Origin of the sequence: Nesterenkonia lacusekhoensis (assembly GCF_017876395.1) — a bacterium.
GTDB lineage: Bacteria > Actinomycetota > Actinomycetes > Actinomycetales > Micrococcaceae > Nesterenkonia > Nesterenkonia lacusekhoensis.
The window spans coordinates 2,166,427-2,182,769 of sequence record NZ_JAGINX010000001.1 but is presented as its reverse complement, the minus strand read 5'-3'; the positions used below and the strand labels follow the sequence as shown (position 1 = coordinate 2,182,769).

Annotated in this window: 13 protein-coding genes, 1 pseudogene and 1 riboswitch; of the genes and pseudogenes, 6 read left to right on the top strand and 8 right to left on the bottom strand. The window is 66.6% G+C overall.

The genetic code is table 11. The features are described from left to right. Nucleotides 1-13 precede the first annotated feature (13 nt). Complete coding sequence (locus JOF45_RS10265; protein WP_210049565.1) at nucleotides 14-952, top strand: endonuclease/exonuclease/phosphatase family protein; 939 nt, start codon at nucleotides 14-16, stop codon at nucleotides 950-952. 218 nt (nucleotides 953-1,170) lie between these two features. Beyond that, a complete protein-coding gene (locus tag JOF45_RS10260) occupies nucleotides 1,171-1,518 on the top strand; it encodes a hypothetical protein (RefSeq protein ID WP_210049563.1) in 348 nt (115 codons plus the stop codon). A 162-nt stretch (nucleotides 1,519-1,680) separates the two neighbouring features. Here JOF45_RS10260 and JOF45_RS10255 read toward each other — a convergent pair whose 3' ends face one another. Next, nucleotides 1,681-3,084, bottom strand: coding sequence for an LLM class flavin-dependent oxidoreductase (locus JOF45_RS10255; protein ID WP_210049561.1), 1,404 nt, complete (start codon nucleotides 3,082-3,084; stop codon nucleotides 1,681-1,683). Nucleotides 3,085-3,099: 15 nt separating this feature from the next. Further along, nucleotides 3,100-3,194, bottom strand: a riboswitch (SAM riboswitch). Between the two features lie 28 nt (nucleotides 3,195-3,222). Here JOF45_RS10255 and JOF45_RS10250 point away from each other — a divergent pair. Then, nucleotides 3,223-3,960: a hypothetical protein gene (locus JOF45_RS10250; protein WP_210049559.1), complete on the top strand. Its 738-nt coding sequence runs from the start codon at nucleotides 3,223-3,225 to the stop codon at nucleotides 3,958-3,960. 20 nt (nucleotides 3,961-3,980) lie between these two features. Beyond that, nucleotides 3,981-5,048 (top strand): ATP-binding protein, encoded by a 1,068-nt coding sequence (locus JOF45_RS10245; RefSeq protein WP_210049557.1) that lies wholly within the window; start codon nucleotides 3,981-3,983, stop codon nucleotides 5,046-5,048. A gap of 80 nt (nucleotides 5,049-5,128) precedes the next feature. Here the strand turns inward: JOF45_RS10245 and panD are convergent, their stop codons facing one another. The 4 genes and pseudogenes from panD to JOF45_RS10230 all read right to left on the bottom strand — a co-directional run bounded on the left by panD (nucleotide 5,129) and on the right by JOF45_RS10230 (nucleotide 7,984). Continuing rightward, complete coding sequence (gene panD, locus JOF45_RS10240; RefSeq protein WP_210049555.1) at nucleotides 5,129-5,560, bottom strand: aspartate 1-decarboxylase; 432 nt, start codon at nucleotides 5,558-5,560, stop codon at nucleotides 5,129-5,131. 132 nt (nucleotides 5,561-5,692) lie between these two features. Beyond that, complete coding sequence (locus JOF45_RS13380; RefSeq protein ID WP_245324203.1) at nucleotides 5,693-6,139, bottom strand: PucR family transcriptional regulator; 447 nt, start codon at nucleotides 6,137-6,139, stop codon at nucleotides 5,693-5,695. A 43-nt stretch (nucleotides 6,140-6,182) separates the two neighbouring features. Further along, nucleotides 6,183-6,440 (bottom strand): annotated as a pseudogene (locus JOF45_RS13780) (PucR family transcriptional regulator ligand-binding domain-containing protein); the annotation flags it as partial. 273 nt (nucleotides 6,441-6,713) lie between these two features. Next, nucleotides 6,714-7,984 (bottom strand): IS3 family transposase gene (locus tag JOF45_RS10230; protein WP_245324202.1). Its coding sequence is split into 2 segments (ribosomal slippage): nucleotides 6,714-7,681 and nucleotides 7,681-7,984, totalling 1,272 coding nucleotides; the frame shifts between segments, so codons are not numbered across the junction. A 327-nt stretch (nucleotides 7,985-8,311) separates the two neighbouring features. On the opposite strand from JOF45_RS10230, the gene JOF45_RS10225 reads away from it, so the two are divergent. Both JOF45_RS10225 and JOF45_RS10220 read left to right on the top strand, forming a co-directional pair. Next, a complete protein-coding gene (locus JOF45_RS10225) occupies nucleotides 8,312-9,451 on the top strand; it encodes a glutathione-independent formaldehyde dehydrogenase (RefSeq protein ID WP_210049551.1) in 1,140 nt (379 codons plus the stop codon). A gap of 150 nt (nucleotides 9,452-9,601) precedes the next feature. Further along, complete coding sequence (locus JOF45_RS10220) at nucleotides 9,602-10,765, top strand: hypothetical protein (RefSeq protein ID WP_342591464.1); 1,164 nt, start codon at nucleotides 9,602-9,604, stop codon at nucleotides 10,763-10,765. 195 nt (nucleotides 10,766-10,960) lie between these two features. On the opposite strand, the gene JOF45_RS10215 is transcribed toward JOF45_RS10220, so the two are convergent. The 3 genes from JOF45_RS10215 to JOF45_RS10205 all read right to left on the bottom strand — a co-directional run bounded on the left by JOF45_RS10215 (nucleotide 10,961) and on the right by JOF45_RS10205 (nucleotide 16,210). Beyond that, nucleotides 10,961-11,941, bottom strand: coding sequence for an ISAs1 family transposase (locus JOF45_RS10215; protein WP_210049549.1), 981 nt, complete (start codon nucleotides 11,939-11,941; stop codon nucleotides 10,961-10,963). A 517-nt stretch (nucleotides 11,942-12,458) separates the two neighbouring features. Further along, a complete protein-coding gene (locus JOF45_RS10210) occupies nucleotides 12,459-15,053 on the bottom strand; it encodes an HAD-IC family P-type ATPase (protein ID WP_342591463.1) in 2,595 nt (864 codons plus the stop codon). Between the two features lie 5 nt (nucleotides 15,054-15,058). Then, nucleotides 15,059-16,210 (bottom strand): zinc ribbon domain-containing protein, encoded by a 1,152-nt coding sequence (locus JOF45_RS10205; RefSeq protein WP_210049545.1) that lies wholly within the window; start codon nucleotides 16,208-16,210, stop codon nucleotides 15,059-15,061. Nucleotides 16,211-16,343 lie beyond the last annotated feature (133 nt).

The window sequence follows — 16,343 nt, the reverse complement described above, 5'->3', positions numbered from 1 at the left end:
GGAGCAGCGCCCGATGACGAACACCCCCACCCCGGATCAGGAACCGCGGCCGGAGGACACCAAGGTTCAGGACACCATCCGCCAGCTGCGCACGCTTCGGCTCTTCTGCTGGAACCTCTGGTACGGCGGAGAAGAGATCGACGACGGCCGAGAGAAACAGGCAGAGGTGCTGTGCGGGCAGCCGGCTGACATCGTCTTCGTCCAGGAGTGCTTCGGCGACGCGGCAGTGGAGCTGGGGCGCGTCAGCGGCATGACGGTCGCTCAGCAGGACTTCGACACCGCTGTGCTCAGCGCGGCACCGACGAGACTGTTGGCGACCTCCACCACCCCCTACGGCACCGCCGCGCTGGTGCAGACACGCATCGGCGAGGTGATCGCCTGGTCGGTGCACCTGGGTCCGTGGGACTACGGGCCCTACCGGGCGGATGAGCTGCCTGAGCAGTCGGCGTCGGTCTTCGCTCAGTACGGGGAACGCGAGCGGGACCGACAAGCTGCTGCCATCCTGACTGAGACCCAGCGGCTGCGTGCTGAGCTGGGGGAGCTGCCGGTGATCGTGGCCGGCGACTTCAACGTACCCTCCCCGGCGGATTGGGACGGAGATCACCGCCCGCAGGCCGCCTGGCCGGCCACCCAGCGGTTCATCGACGCCGGCTACACCGACGCCTTCCGTGCGGTGCACCCAGATCCCGACGCCGCGCCGGGGCGCACCTGGTCCCAGATCGAGCCCCTGGAGAAGGAGCCGCGGGACCGGATCGACTTCGTCTACCTGCTGGGCCTGGACGTGGATGCGGCCGATCACTTCGGCGACGCCGCCGATGACGACGATGCCGCCCAGGATGCAGGCTTCACGCCCTATGGTGGGCCGTGTCAGCACATTCCGGACCAGCGGGCCAACGCCTTCCCCTCAGATCATCTTGCGGTGCGCGCCACCGTCCGCCGGCCCGACAGCTGAGAGGTGTGATCAGATAGGGCCGCCATTCCTGCCGAATCGGCCCGAGTTCCGCGCGTATCTGCTCAAGCGTGCCGCTCACATCCTTGTCGTACGCCCGACATCAGGGACCTGCCAGGGTCTGAGGACCAGGGCCGGTTCAGGGTGCAGAATTGGTGACAACCTTCCGCTGTGGCCAGTAAGTTCTTAACACGGATACCGTCGAGGAAACGGAGATGATCATGGGACTGCTTTCACTGGGTGCAGGTGTGGCGATCGGTTATGTGATCGGCACGAAGTCGGGCCAGAGGAACTTCGACAACCTCAAGAGGACCGCCGGGGAGAAGTGGAACGATCCCAAGGTCCAGGACGCCGTCCGCAAGGCGGAGGAGACGGCCAACAACGTCGCCCACGACGTCGCCGGCCGTGCCAAGGAGGCTGTCACTGCCGCCTCCGGTGCGATCAAGGACGGTCTCTCTGAGGCCACCGACGTCGCGGCCGAGGCCGAAGAGAAGATCGACGACGCCGCGGCGAAGGCCGAACAGACCGTCGATGAAGCCGAAGAGAAGGTCGACGCAAAGACCTCCTAGACCCACCGGCACACGACAAGGGCCGCCTCCCGCATCCAGCGGAAGGCGGCCCTTCTCTCTGTGTGGACCCCTGGTGTGATCAGATAGGGCCGTTATAGCGGCAGTTTCGGCGCTTATAACGCGCGTATCTGATCACACCTCGCGGGCCCACACCCAATAGCATCACCCGCGACGCCGCAGCTGGAACTGCGCGCCGTGGTGGGCCTCCGGCAGGTGATCGCCCTTCTCGAAGAGCTTGTTCCGCAGCGTGCCCGGCCGGTACTCGGTCTTATACCGGCCGGCCTTCTGCAGCTCCGGGACCACGTGCTCGACGATGTCTTCAAAGGTGCCCGGAGTGATGTGGTAGGCGAGGTTGAAGCCGTCGACGTCGGTCTCCTCCTGCCACTCGATCAGCTGCTGGGCGGCTGAGGGGCCGTCGCCGATGATGACCGGTCCGAAGCCCCCGACGCCGACCCATTCGGCCAGCTGGCGCACCGTCCAGACCTCGTCCTCCCGTCCGGAGGCCTTCTGGAAGGTCTCCACAGTCGACTGGATGGCGTTGGACTTCAGGTCGCCGATGGGCTGGTCCAGGTCGAACTGGGAGAAGTCGGTGCCCATCCAGCCAGACATCAGCACCAGGCCGCCCTCGGGGTCGATGTACTGGGTCAGCTCGTCATATTTGGCCTGAGCGGCGGCCTCGTCCGGCCCGGTGACGATGGTCTGCATCGCGAAGATGCGCACATCGTAGGGGTCGCGGCCGGCGTCGGCGGCTGCCTGACGGATCTTCTGCACCGAGGCCTTGGCGAGCTCCTTGGTGGGCGGATTGATGAAGACCGCCTCGGCGTGCTTGCCGGCGAAGGCGCGGCCGCGGGTCGAGGCCCCAGCCTGGTAGATGACCGGGGTGCGCTGCGGGGAGGGCTCCACCACACCGATGCCCGGGGTCTTGAAGAACTCTCCCTCGTGCTCGATCCGGTGGACCTTGGTGGGGTCGGTGAAGACTCCGGCCTCCTTGTCGGCCACCACGGCGTCGTCCTCCCAGGAGCCCTCGAGGAGCTTATAGACCACGTCCATGTATTCGTCGGCGTGGTCGTAGCGCCGGTCGTGCTCCATCTGGTCGTCCTGGCCCATGTTTTGGGCGGCCGAGGGCAGGTAGCCGGTGACCACGTTCCAGCCCACGCGACCTCCGGTGAGGTGGTCCAGGGTGCCCAGCCGGCGGGAGAAGGGGTAGGGGTGCTCGTAGGCGGTGCCGGCGGTGAGTCCGAAGCCGAGGTTCTCGGTGACGGCGGCCATCGCGCTGACCAGCAGGAACGGATCCTGCAGCGGAACCTGGGCGCCGGAGCGCAGTGCGGCGTCGGGGGTGGCGCCGAAGACGTCATAGGGACCGAGCACGTCGGCGATGAACAGCCCGTCGAAGAGGCCCTTCTCCAGGGTCTGGGCCACATGGGTCCAGTAGCCGATGGTGTTGTAGTCCCGTGCGCGGTCCTCAGGGTGACGCCACAGTCCGGGGGACTGGTGGACCACGCAGTTCATGTCGAAGGCGTTGAACAGGATCTCGCGCTGGCCGGAAGGTGTGGTGGCGTGAGGCATAGGATGATGGCTCCTCTTCCATCGGTTCTGGCGGTAGCACCCGGCGAACGGATCGTTTCGGGTTGCTGCGGCGTCGTCGAGCCAGATCTCTCAGCCGCTCTGGATGGGGTACGCGCCCGACTCTACTATTCTGGTCCCATGCCGGAGAATCAGGAGGCCCTGAGAGGGTTCATAGAAGGACATGTCGCACCCTCGCTGCAGGAGCTTCGGATTCTCCAGACGGCGCCTTCGCACCGCAGTCTGCTCCGCCAGGCGCTGAGCCGGCGCACAGTGGAGGTCCGCACCGTGGACCACACCGACGTCTTCGTCTTCGGCGGCACGGTGATCGGTGGGATGGACCACCGGGTGACCACTCTGGTCAGTGCGCACGCTCGGCGGATCGCCGCGGACCAGACGCTGACGCGCAAGCACCTGCAGCTGCAGAACCTGCCGGTCCCCTCAGAGGACCAGCCGCTTCCCGACGGCCTGGACGTCCGCGCCTATGTGGCCGGCCCGCAGGTGGTGGCCGCTGTGGCCTATGTGCCGCTGGCCGCCCTGGAGGAGCAGATCTCTCCGGAGGAGACGCTCAACGCCGAGCAGCTCGCCTCCCTGCGCAGCGGCCCGGCGAATCCGGAGGGCGGCATCGCCGTGGACGTCACCGAGCTGCTGGACCCGGCGCTGGCCGAGCTGGCCGCCGACGCGCTGTGGTCTGTGCCCGGACTGGCCGCCGGAGCCGTGGACCTGCTCGTTCCGCAGCTGGATGCGGCCGCCGACGCCGTCGTGCTGGGCCTGGATGTGGAGGCCAGTGTGGTCACCCATCATCTGCCGGCACTGGGGCAGAGCCGGGACGTGGCCGGAGCGATCGTCGACCAGCTGCTCATCCGCGCCTCCCGCTGACCGAAGGTTATTGTTGCTCCATGGCCCCTCGTACTGCTGTCCACCCCAGCGCCACGGAACGGTTCATCCTCGACCACGTCGAACCGCAGCGCGACCAGCTGCGCACCTGGACCGGCACGCTGGCTCATGACGTGCTCATCCAGCGTGCGGCCCACCGCAAGTCCATGACGGTCAAGCAGATTTCAGACTCCAACCGGATCTTCCTCCTCTCCGATGTGGTGGTCGGTGGGATGGATGCTGTGATCACCTCCCTGGTCAGCCACCAGGCCCGCCGGATCTCCCGGTCCAAGCAGATGACCAAGCGCTACTTGGAGGCCTCGGAGGTCCCGACGCCGAAGGGCAAGGCGATCAACACCACGGAGTTCTCCCGCGCGGTGAAGTACATGAAGGCTCTCGGCAAGCCGGTGGCGGTCAAGCCCTCTTCTGGGCGCACCGGCAAGGGCATCACCACCAACGTGACCACAGAGACTGAGCTGCGCCAGGCCTGGTCCCGGGCGATGGCGGCCCGCTCGGCGACCTCCGAGTCGAAGTACCAGATGGTGGTGGAGGCGCATCATCCCGGGCTGGACGTCCGGGTCTTCGTGGTGGGACAGCAGGTGGCCGGCGCCGTCGCGCGGGTGCCCTTCTACATCGTGGGGGACGGGGTGACCACGGTGGGGGGTCTGGCGGATGCGGAGATCGAACGCCGCGGCGCCGAGGGCTACCTGGCCGCCCGGCAGCCCGAGGTCACGGATGAGTTCCTGGATCCGGTGGGGCTGACCCGCGCCTCAGTGCTGGATGAGGGCGCGCTGCAGCTGCTGACTCCCATCGCAGACACCTCCCGCGGCGGAGGGCTGGCCGTGGACATCACCGATCAGCTCAGCGATGACCTGCAGGATCTGGCGGTGGACGGGCTGTGGTCCATCCCCGGGCTGAACGTCGCGGCTGTGGATCTGCTCGTGCCCAGCCTGGACAGCGCTGAGGATGCGGTGGTCCTTGAGGTCAACCCGTATGCCAACATCACCGAGTTCCACTATCCGGCCTACGGGGAGTCCCGCCGTGTGGCCGACGCGATCATGGAGCAGATCCTGGAGCGCGCCTCCCGCTGAGCCGGGCATCCGTCCGTTCCGTGAGTGATCGACGGATCCCGCTTCTCAGCGCTCCGGCCCTGAGATGCGGTCAGGAATGATCACTCACGTGCGGGGGAGTCGGGGAAGCGCGGGTTGAGCTGGTCCTGAGCGCCCGGGACGGGCTCGGCGGGGTCGTTCCCCAGCCGGAGGATCCCGTTCTGCGCGTCGACGTGGACCACACGCGGCTGGTGCTCTGCGACCTCAGCGTCGGTGCCCATCAGGTAGGAGATGATGATGATCAGGTCCCCGGGGCTCACCAGGTGGGCCGCGGCGCCGTTGATGCCGATGACCCCGGTGCCCCGCTCGCCGGCGATGGTGTAGGTCTCCAGCCGGGCGCCGTTGGTGATGTCGACGACCTGCACCTTCTCTCCCTCGACCATCCCCGCGGCCTCGAGCAGGTCTGCGTCCACGGTGATGGAGCCGACGTAGTGCAGATCGGCCTGGGTGACGGTGGCTCGGTGGATCTTGCCGCCGATGACGGTCCTCAGCATCGCTGCTTCCCTCCGGAATGCTTCTCGATCTGCCGCGGACGATCATCCGCAGCAGATCAACGATACCGGAGCTCGTCCAGCAGACCACCACGGCGACGGCCGAGAGGGGCGTCGCGGAGGCCATCACCGAGGCTACCGCCGGGCGAAGGAGGAGCTGTCGCGCACGGCCAGCACCAGGGAGATCTGATCCTCCAGCGAATGCGGATCCAGCCCGGTGAGCTCAGCGATCCGGCTGAGCCGGTTGCGCACCGAGTTGGCGTGGATGCCCAGGGCCTCGGCGGTCGCTGAGACGGAGGCGTCCGCGGCCACATAGGCGCTCAGCGTGGGCCACAGGGCCCGGCCGTGCCTGGCGTCGTACTGCGGCAGGGGCCGGATGATGTGGTCGCTGAAGGGGCGGAACTGCTCGGCGCTGAGCCGTTCGATCAGACCGTTGAGGGTGGAGAGGTCCCGGGGCCCGGCGGCCTCCCCGCGGCGGGCGCTCAGCGACAGCGCCGCGATCCCCTCCTTCAGGGTCCGGGCCAGCTGCTGGAACTTCACGGTGAACTGGACGAAGGGAAATGTGGGCGGCACGGTGATCATCGCCAGGCCGGCCTGCTCCGCGGCAGGGGCCAGCCAGGGCGGGCGGGGGCCGGTGCCCGCGGACGTCCACGGCCAGGGCCAGCCCCGCGGCCCGGCTGCGCACCAGGTTCGCGACGAAGCGCTCGCAGGCTGCGGCGTCGCTCAGCTCGGAGCCGACGGTCATGATCAGCTCGCCGCCGCGCAGGAATTGGCCCGGGTCCTCCAGCTCCGTGGCGTGGGGGACCCGGATCTCCCGGTCGAGGCCACGCTCCCCGGCGACCAGTTCGACGTCGAACCCCGCCCAGCTCAGGACGTCGCGCATCCGCGGCCCGGCGGCCGCCGCCTGCCCCACGGAGGAGAGATGGTCCGGTGTCATCAGTCTGAAACAGTAGGACGGCGGTATTTCCGCTGTGTTTCGGCGCGGTGTGGGCCCGCACAGCCAGCGCCCCGGAAGCCTGGGACCCTCCCCAGAAACGTGGAGGGAGCGGTGTCTCCGCTCCTACTGTGGCCGCACCTGAACTCTTCGGGCACGAATCACTCCAAGGAGCCTCCATGTCTCAGCACTGAACCGCACTGGGATTGATGGAGACTCCGGCTATAGGGATTCCACCAGCTCATTGGGTCTGATGTTGTCATCGTAGAACAGGTCCTCGAACTCAGCTGGCAGCCGGTCACCGAGGTACCCATGAAGCCGCTCAGTGTTGTGCCAATGCACCCACCCGAGAGTGGCCAGCTCCACATCTTCGACTGTCTTCCATGGACCGCGATGGGTGCGCACCGGTCCTCGGATGAGCTCGGCCTTGTAGTAACCGTTGACGGTCTCGGCCAGAGCATTGTCGTAGCTATCCCCGACGGTTCCGATCGAGGGAGTGGCCCCGATTTCGGCCAGTCTTTCGCCGTAGCGAATGGAGGTGAATTGAGGTCCTGCATCGCTGTGGCACCGTAGCTGCTCGTGCCGTAGGCCTCGGGACCAGCGGGCCATCTCGATCGCGTCGAGCACCGTGTCGGTGCGCATCGTGGAGGCGACCCGCCACCCGACAATCGTGCGGCTGAAGGCATCGATGATGAAGCAGACATAGGCGACACCGGCCCAGGTCGGTACGTAGGTCAGATCGGTGACCCAGAGCCTGTTCGGCGCGATCGCGGTGAACTCGCGATTGACCAGATCCGGATGCCGCGGGGCTTCAGGATCAGGTGCGGTGGTGCGAACCTTTTTGCGCCGGAGGACACCTTCGAGGCCAGCGTGGCGCATCAGTCTGGCTGTCTGATCTCTGCCGATCTGCAGGCCGGCCCGGTTCGCAGCCTTCCAGAGCTTCCTGGCTCCATAGACCCCGTAGTTCTGGGCATGGAGGGCCACCAGCTGCGGGATCAGCTCGGCATCCCTGAGGCTCCGGGCCGAGGGGGCGCGGTTCTTTGCGGCGTAGTAGGTGCTCGGAGCCACCTGCAGCAGAGTCCAGATGGGCTCGACTCCGAGTCGACGACCGTCGATGACGTCGTCTCTGTTGGCGTCGATGAAGGCGACTATCTCGGTGACTGGCGGTCGAGCTCCGCCCCGAAGAAAGTCGCGGCCCGCTTCAAGATCGCGTTGGCCCGCCGCAGTTCACGGTTCTCTTGTTCCAGGGCTTTCTCGCGGGCCGACTGCTCGGTGCTCTGGCCCGGGGCGTGGCCTTCATCGATGTCTGCTTGGCGGACCCAGGACCGGACTGGCTCGGGGCCGTAGCCGAGCTGAGTAGCCACCCGCTTCACGGTGCCACGGTCGGTGCCCAGCTCCTGGCGTAGCTGGCGGACCATTCGCACCGCCGCGGCCTTCTCCTGCTCGGAGTATCGGCGCGTGGTCGCGTTGCCCGGTTTGATCTCTTGTGGCATGTCTCCATCATCCCTTTCCAAACGATGGAGTCTCCAAGAATCCCAGTGCGGTTCAGTCACCGTATGCCGAGGTGGTAGTTATTCGGGGGGCAGTCCACGAGAGTCCTCATTGGCCGGGGCACCCACCCTTGTTAGCCGGATTGCGGTGGTGGAGGATGGGGTTGGGCCCCGATCGCGATTGCTCATCGAACGACCTCGGAAGGTCTTGGAAAAAACTCCACGTCATGTGGTTGATGTCCGCGATCAGCTCGGTCGCGACTTCTGTCGGGGCCGGGCGGTACGGCGCTTAGAACTGACCTGGCCACAAGTTCTCATAAGGAGATCATCATGAAGGCACTTGTTTACAACGGGCCCCACGACGTGGCGGTCGCTGACGTTGCCGATGCGCGTATTGAGCAACCCAACGATGTCCTGGTCAAGGTTACTGCGACCAACATCTGCGGCTCGGATCTGCACATGTACGAGGGCCGCACCGACTTCGAGGAAGGCCGCGTCTTGGGCCACGAGAACGTCGGCGAGGTCATCGAGGTTGGAGCCGGGATCGATAAGGTCGCGGTCGGGGACATGGTCTCGGTGCCGTTCAACGTCTCCTGCGGACACTGCCGGAACTGTGAGCACGGGCTGACTAGCTACTGTCTAGCCGCCAACGTGGAGGGCATGGCCGGCGGCGCATACGGGTTCGCCGACATGGGCGGCTGGATCGGCGGCCAGGCCGAGTACCTGCGCGTGCCGTGGGGCGACTTCCAGTGCTTGCGCCTGCCCGAGGACGCCCGCGAGAAGCAGAACGACTATGTGATGCTCTCCGACATCTTCCCCACAGGCTGGCACGCCGTGGAGATGTCGGGCCTGAAGGCGGGCGAATCCATAGTCATCTACGGCGCTGGCCCGGTCGGGCTGATGGCCGCCCTCTCCGCGAGCGTGAAGGGGGCGCTGAAGGTGATGGTCGTGGACCGCCATCCCGACCGGCTGCGCTTGGCCGAGCAGATCGGGGCGATCGCGATCGATGATTCCAAGGGTGACCCGGTCGAACAGGTCATGGAGCACACCAAGGGCGTCGGTGCTGACCGTGGGGCCGAGTGTGTCGGTTACCAGGCCCACGATCCCCAGGGCAACGAGGACAACGCGGCGACCCTGAATAAGCTGGTCTCCTCAGTGCGATTCACTGGCGGGATCGGCACCGTCGGGGTGTTCATCCCCGAGGACCCAGGCGCCCCAGATGAGCTGGCCCAGCAGGGCAAGGCCCGCTTCGATTTCGGTAACTTCTGGTTCAAGGGCCAGCAGATGGGCAACGGGCAGGCCCCGGTCAAGCGCTACAACCGCCACCTGCGCGACCTGATCGCCGCCGAGAAGGTCACTCCCTCCTGGATCGTGTCCCACAACCTGCCCCTGGCGGAAGCACCGAAGGCCTACGAGCACTTCGACGCCCGCGAAGACGGCTGGACCAAAGTCGTGCTCAACCCCGCCTAAACCGGACCCATAATCGGGTGTCGGTGGGCCGATGCCGGGATCCCCCCCACGGGGTGTAGAGGTAGACCAGAAGTGTGGGGAGTGTTATGAACACACACCACCTCGACATAACCCCGACGGCCCACATTCAGCAGCGGAAGGAGCGGACCGGTGACGACACAGCAGAGCCACACGCAGACCCCCGGGCGGGAGGTGGTGATCGGCGTGCTCGCCGATCCGGTGGCTACCCCGCTAAAGGTCGCGCAGCAACTCGAACAGGAACTACCAGGACTACTGGCCGAGCAGTTGCCGGATCGCCAGTGGAGAGTCGAGGTGCACCGTGAGCGGTTGCCTCCCAGCGACATGCAGCACTTCGAGATGATGAACCTCGCAACGGAGCACAAGCGGCAACGCGGCTGGGACTTCGCGGTGTGCGTCACCGATCTCCCGCTGGCCATCGACCGGCAGCCTGTCGTCGCTGATGCCAGTAGCAGTCGAAACGTCGCGGTGGTCTCACTGCCGGCCTTCGGCGCGATGGCATTGCGACGTCGAGTCCTGGGAGTGGTGGCACAGCTCATCGTGGACCTGCGCGGCGAGACAACCCCAGAGGAGGGCTCTGAGGAACATCGCCGATCCCGTCTGGGCGCACTGGGTGGGGCCTTCCGGCGGGCCACACCCGATCAAGACGGCATCGACCTGCGTATCTTCGCGAGTCGGGGTCGGCTGCGGCTGCTCATCGGAATGGTCCGGGATAACCAACCGTGGCGGCTGGTGTCGGGTCTGCGGGGGGCGCTGGTGGGAGCGTTCGCGTTCAGCGCTTTCTATTTGATCAACGCCACCCTGTGGGAACTCGCGATCACCATGGCGGTGTGGCAACTGGTCGCCGTGGTGCTCGCCTCGATCACCGTGATGCTCACATGGCTCATCGTCTATCATCACCTGTGGGAACGGGTGAGGAATCTACCGGCATATCAACGTGAGCAAGCGGTCCTTTTCAATGCTTCAACCGTGATAACCCTCGCCATCGGGCTGACGTGTGGCTACCTGGGGCTCTTCGCCCTCAACCTGATCGCCGCGCTCATCGTCTTCACCCCTGAAGTCTTCAGCCAGTACGCCGGACCTGAATACGGACTCGGAGAACACCTCCTCGTCGCCCTGTTAACGACCGCCGCCGCAACCGTCGCAGGCGCCATCGGCTCAGGCTTCGAAAGCGAAGAGTCGGTCCACGAGGCCGCTTACAGCTACCGCGAACGAGCACGCCGCGAAGCGCTGCGACGCTCACGAGAAGCCAAGGAAGATGATGAGACGTTGGACGAGACCACGCGCGAAGGATAATCGACTCAGCGAAGAGATCGACCAGGCCCTAAGACGAGGAAGGAAGCTGTGCAGCACGCGCCTCGTCCCCCGAGAATGCATGGACTTTCGGATCGCAGCAGAACAGAAAGCTGGGAGGGGGCCAGGGGCGTGGATATGACCAACATGCCTAGAGTGCGCGATCTGCTCTCCCCAATCGGCAGGGCTCCGGCAAAGTCATGTGAGGCCGAGAATGGTCAGTGGTCGGTGATAGTCGCGGGCTGCCCAGCGGAGGGCGGCGGCGATGTTGGTGTGACCGGCCATGCGGAAGGCGCTGATGACCAGGTTGCGCAGGCTGGCCATGACCTGGGGCGCAGCACCGGTGCGGACCTGGGAGCGGTCCTCGTCGTAGGTGACATCGCGGACCCAGTGGACTCGGTTCTCGATCTCCCAGTGCCCCCGCACCAGCGCGCCGAGCCGAACCGGGCCGGCCTGGGCGGGCGCCAGGCTGGTGATGCAGTAGGCGGTCTCCTTCCGGATGCGCTGGCCGTCCAGGCCGCCGGTGTCACGGCGGATCCGGAAGACCTGCGCGGCATGGGGGAAGTCGATCCCGTCGCCGTCGGTGACCGGCATGGTCCGGGTGGTGCGCTGCTCGGTGCGTCCGTGACCACGCTCGGAACTGACGTCCTCGGCGGCGAAGGCGCGGGCCGGTCCGGATAGCGCCTGCTGGCAGGCGGCGAACAGGGTCGGCTGGTTGGCCTTGACGGTCAGCACGTAGTCGGCGCGCTGTGCCGTGACCAGGTCCTCGGCCGTGGCGCGCTGCGTGTGCAGGGCGTCCGCGGTGATCACCTTTCCGGTCAGGTCCACGCCCGCGGCCATCACATCCGCATACTTCTGATCCATGTAGAAGAGCGCCATGGCGTGGGACGCTTCACCCCGGTCGAAGCAACCCTCTTCGGCCAGCACCGTCCGGAAGTTGTGGGAGAAGGCATCCACCGCAGTGGCACGCACGCAGCCGGAGGTGGCGGTGCCGACAAGGATGAGCGTGTCAGCCTCCAGCAGACGCAGATCAGAGGCAAGCGGCGTTCCGTGGAAGACGCTGGGCGCTCGTTTGGTGTAGACGACATCACGCTCCTCGGGAGCGATCTCCCGGACGATCTCCTGCGGACCGTATCCTTCAGGGGAGTCTTCGCCTCCACGGCAGGGTCTTTGCGCCACAGCCCGCGGCCGAACCCATCCGGGCGTGCGTCGTACCCCGTGGAGTAGAGGATGGGAAGGTTCTTCTCACGGGCGGCGGTCAGCAGCTCCTGCACGTAGGGCATCGCTTCCCAGGCGTGGGGCCGCAGCTGTTGTGCCACTTGGTGACGGAGTCTTCGAGGGGATCATCCTTCTCCCCGGTGAAGACATAGCTGATATCTACGACCAGAATGGCCGGACGCTCACCAGGTCCCAAGTAGTAGCCGTAACCGCTCTGAGGGAAGATCCGCTTGTCCTGCTCGGTAAGAAACTTCTCCCACACTGGCATAGTGCCACTCCTCTGGTTCTACGGAGGGCCGCCTTTCGGCTTCCGTAGAACCCGTGAACGGCGGGGCTGTTTCACCCTAATATCTCTTTGGTCGCATGAAAGTTAAGCCACTATTCAGCTGGCGTCATTGTGCTGCTGACCTCGGGTTTTCCTTCTCTGAGGGGAACTTCCGCCACCAGATCAGGGGTTGATCCTCTCCGGTCAGTCCTCTCAGTAGGTTCGCGGAGGGAGCGGCGGTGTCTCTGCCGAGGTGTTTTCCTGGGAGGCTGAAGGGGCTTCCACCCTGGCCGCGTAGAGCCGCCATCCCAGCTCCACCAGCCCGCTGCCGAGCACTGCGGCCACGAAGGAGGCGGCCAGCAGTTCGGCGCTGGGCATGGCGAAGAGGTGGTACTGCTGGGAGATCGGCACCAGAAGCACCAGCGCCAGCAGCACGTACATGGAGCTGATCAGGATGATCCGCGGCACGCTCAGCGGCCGCAGGGCCACATTGAGCACCCACAGCCCGACGGCGGTCAGGCACAGGGTGGAGGCTGTCTGGATCCCAGGGGCGGTGTCCCCGAAGACCCGGCCGAAGAGGCTGACCGGGATCACCGCCAGGCATATCGCCAGGGAAGCGGGGATGGAGAACAGCACAGATCGTCGCAGGAACCCGGGCCGATACCGGCGGGTGTTGGGCATCAGCGCCAGGAAGAACGCCGGGCAGCCCAGCATCAGGAAGTCCACGGTGGAGAACTGGCGCGGCAGGAACGGGAACTCCCAGAACATCAGCGCGTAGAACAGCCCCAGCAGCAGCGCATAGGCGGTCTTGGTCAGGAACAGGTGGGCCACCCGTTCGGTGTTGGCGATGACCTTCCGGCCCTCGTCGAGCACATCGGGCAGCCGGTCGAACTTCCCGTCCAGCAGCACCATCCGGGAGACGGCCTTGGTGGCCGGCGCCCCGTTGCCCATGGCGATGCCCAGATCGGCCTTCTTCAGGGCCAGGGCGTCGTTGATGCCGTCGCCGGTCATCGCCACCACATGGCCGTTGGCCTTCAGCGCCTCCACCATGGCCCGCTTCTGCTCCGGGGTCACCCGCCCGAACACCGAATGGGTGGACATCACCGCCCGCAGCGCCTCCGGGTCCTGGGGCAGCCGGGAGGCATCGACGCCGTCGCCGTCGACCTGCATGCCCACCTCACGGGCCACGGCGGCGACGGTGCGCGGATGGTCCCCAGAGATCACCTTCAGGCCGACTTCCTGGCTGTGGAAGTACTCCAGGGTCTGCTTGGCGTCGGAGCGGACGTTCTCCTTGAAGGTCAGCAGCGCCACCGGGTAGAGGTCGTTGGGCAGCCGCTCGCCCCGGCCCAGCGGCCCGGAGGCACCGTCCACCACCGTCTCGTAGAGCGGGGCACGGGCCAGCACCATGGTGCGCAGCCCCTGGGCGGCGATCGCATCGGTGTGGGCGAAGAGCTGTTCGGCCTCGATGCCTCCGGCCACCACCGGGTCCAACAGGATCTCCGGGGCGCCGAGCACCCAGTGCCCGGCCAGCTCGCCGGCGTCGTCGGCGAAGGTCACTGCAGACCAGCGGCGGGCTGAGGAGAACTGGACCTGGAAGGCGGCATGGTGCCGCGGCAGGGCATGGAACGGGACCTGCAGGGCTGCCGCCGTCGGGTTGGCCAGCTCATCGTTGCCGAACCAGGCCAGCACCTGCTGCCACGGCTCGGTGCCGGCGATGGCGGTTGAGCTGGGGTCCTGGCTCCAGGTGGTGGGCAGGCCGCGCCGGTCCAACGGGGCCGCACTGTGGAAGGCGACGGTGCCGTCGGTCAGGGTGCCGGTCTTGTCGAAGCAGACCACATCCACCCGTGCCAGGATCTCCACGGCGGGCTGCTCCTGGATCAGCACCTGGGTCTGGGCCAGCTTCACCGCAGCCACAGCGAAGGCGATGGTGGTCATCAGGGCGAGTCCGGCGGGGATCATCGCGGTCACCGAGGAGACGGCGGTGACCATGGCGTCGCGCCAGGCGCCGTCGCTCCAGCCCTGCGAGATCGCCTCGGACCAGCCGCCGTGGGCCTGCATCTGGCCGTTGAAGACCACCGCGGTGATCGGCAGCAGCGCCATGGACAGCCAGAAGGCCACCTTCTCCAGGGCCCGGCGCAGCTCGGAGTTGATCTTCTGGTAGCGCTTGGATTCGGTGGCGATCTTCACTGCATGGGCCTTCTCGCCCACGGCAGTCACCACGAAGCGCCCGGTGCCGGCCAGCGCTGCGGTGCCGGAGAGGATGTAGTCGTCGCGGCGCTTGGGGACCGGGTCCGCCTCACCGGTGAGGATGGACTCGTCCACATCCAGCCCGCGGGAAGAGATCACGATGCCGTCGGCGGGGATCTGGTCCCCGCGGCGCAGCTCCACCACATCGTCCAGGACGATCTGCTCGCGGTGGACGCTCATCAGGGTGCCGTCGCGCAGCACCCGGATATGGTCCTGATGCAACAGCGCGATGGCATCGAGCTTGCGCTTGGCGCTGTACTCCTGGACCAGGCCGATGATCACATTGGCCACGGCGGCTACGGCGAAGAGCAGGTCCAACCAGCGGCCCAGGATGATGATCATCAGGGCGCAGACGCCGATGATCAGGTTGAACAGCGTCATCAGGTGGGTGCGGAGGATCTCCGCGATGGACCGTGAAGTGGTGTGCGGCTGGACGTTGTCCAGGTCGAGGCGCTGCCGTTCGGCCACCTGGACAGCATTGAGCCCATAGCTCTCCAGAATGACCGGGTCCACCGGGGACCGCGACTCGGCAGGGTCGCGGGGCGGGGCTGTCTCACTCACCGATGTCATTCACCTGTGACGCCGATGATCAGTTCCTCGCCGTCAGCACCGACCTGCACGTCCAGCCGGAAGGGGACGTCGTGGCTCTCCTCGAGCTCCTCACCGTCGTGGTGGTCCAAGGAGTCGAAGGTGACTGTGGCGGTCATGTCCAGGCCGGAGACCTCCCAACCGTCGGCGGCGAAGCTCAGGGACGTGTCCGAGGCCTCGGGCATCTCCCAGCTGATGGTCTCGGAGTCCACCTGGTTGGGCGTCTCGATGCCCATGGGGCAGCCGGAGGGCATGAGTACCTGCTGCTCGGCGCACCCCTGCAGGAAGGACTCGACCTCGTTGTGCAGGACCTCCTCGGCCTCCTCGGAGGCCTCCAGCTCCAGGGTGAGCTGCTGGGCGGTGGGCTCGCCGTCGGCGTCGGCGCCCTCCTCCGGGGTGATGACCTCAGTGCTCGTGCCGCCTAGCCACTGGCTGTCGATGCCGAACTCGACCACACCGGGCAGGAAGGTGCTCAGCGTGACGGACTCGTCCTCCAGGTTCACCGGTTCACCGTTGACCTCGATCTGCCCGACGCCGGCGGCATCCGAGCCGGGGACCTCCACTTCGAGGTCGGTCACCGCCTCCGGGGCGATGCTCCAGTCGTCGAAGACGAGCCAATGCGTGCCGGCGTCGACCATGGGCAGCGTGGTCTCATACTCCTCGCCGTCAGCGGTGAAGCTGACCGAGGCGCTCTCAGTGCCCTCGGTGAAGCTCATGCCCTCCATGAGGGACGCGCTGTGGGAGAGGGGCTCGCCGTCGAGGAGCACGGCGTCGCCGCCGGTGTCCTCAGGCACGGAGTCCAGGTAGCCCAGGGCCTCGGCGCCGTTGCCGGAGCGCAGGGCCTCCCAGTAGTTCTCCGCGGAGGCTTCGGTGGTGTAGAGCTGTTCGTCGACCTGCCAGGCGATGACCCCGCCGATGAGCAGGGTGATGGCCAGCGCACTGCCCCAGGCGGCCCAGATCAGCCCGCTGCCCTTCTTCCGGGTGGGCGCCGGCGGCTGGGCATAGGGGTGCTGGTGGGGATGGGGCGGCTGGGTGTGATGAGGGGGTGCCGGGGGACCGGCAGGCGGGCCCGCAGGACCCGGCTGGCCCGGCGGCTGTTCGTCGCCGAATGGATATCCGTGGTGGCTCATCTGCTCAAGATCCCCTGTATTCCTGCGGCTGCCCGTTCCGTCCCTGCGGGCAGCGTGACGTCTGGCTCAGCCTAGCAACCCAGAGCGATCGGGTCCCATCGCAGGCGCGGATCCCGGCTGATCTGTGATGAAG

Bases quoted from the DNA above. Each gene is read 5' to 3' on its own strand.
- JOF45_RS10260 (WP_210049563.1), top strand. From the start codon at position 1,171: ATGGGACTGCTTTCACTGGGTGCAGGTGTGGCGATCGGTTATGTGATC.
- panD (WP_210049555.1), bottom strand. From the start codon at position 5,560: ATGCTGAGGACCGTCATCGGCGGCAAGATCCACCGAGCCACCGTCACC.
- JOF45_RS10245 (WP_210049557.1), top strand. From the start codon at position 3,981: ATGGCCCCTCGTACTGCTGTCCACCCCAGCGCCACGGAACGGTTCATC.
- JOF45_RS10255 (WP_210049561.1), bottom strand. From the start codon at position 3,084: ATGCCTCACGCCACCACACCTTCCGGCCAGCGCGAGATCCTGTTCAAC.
- JOF45_RS10250 (WP_210049559.1), top strand. From the start codon at position 3,223: ATGCCGGAGAATCAGGAGGCCCTGAGAGGGTTCATAGAAGGACATGTC.
- JOF45_RS13380 (WP_245324203.1), bottom strand. From the start codon at position 6,139: ATGATCACCGTGCCGCCCACATTTCCCTTCGTCCAGTTCACCGTGAAG.
- JOF45_RS10225 (WP_210049551.1), top strand. From the start codon at position 8,312: ATGAAGGCACTTGTTTACAACGGGCCCCACGACGTGGCGGTCGCTGAC.
- JOF45_RS10265 (WP_210049565.1), top strand. From the start codon at position 14: ATGACGAACACCCCCACCCCGGATCAGGAACCGCGGCCGGAGGACACC.
- JOF45_RS10205 (WP_210049545.1), bottom strand. From the start codon at position 16,210: ATGAGCCACCACGGATATCCATTCGGCGACGAACAGCCGCCGGGCCAG.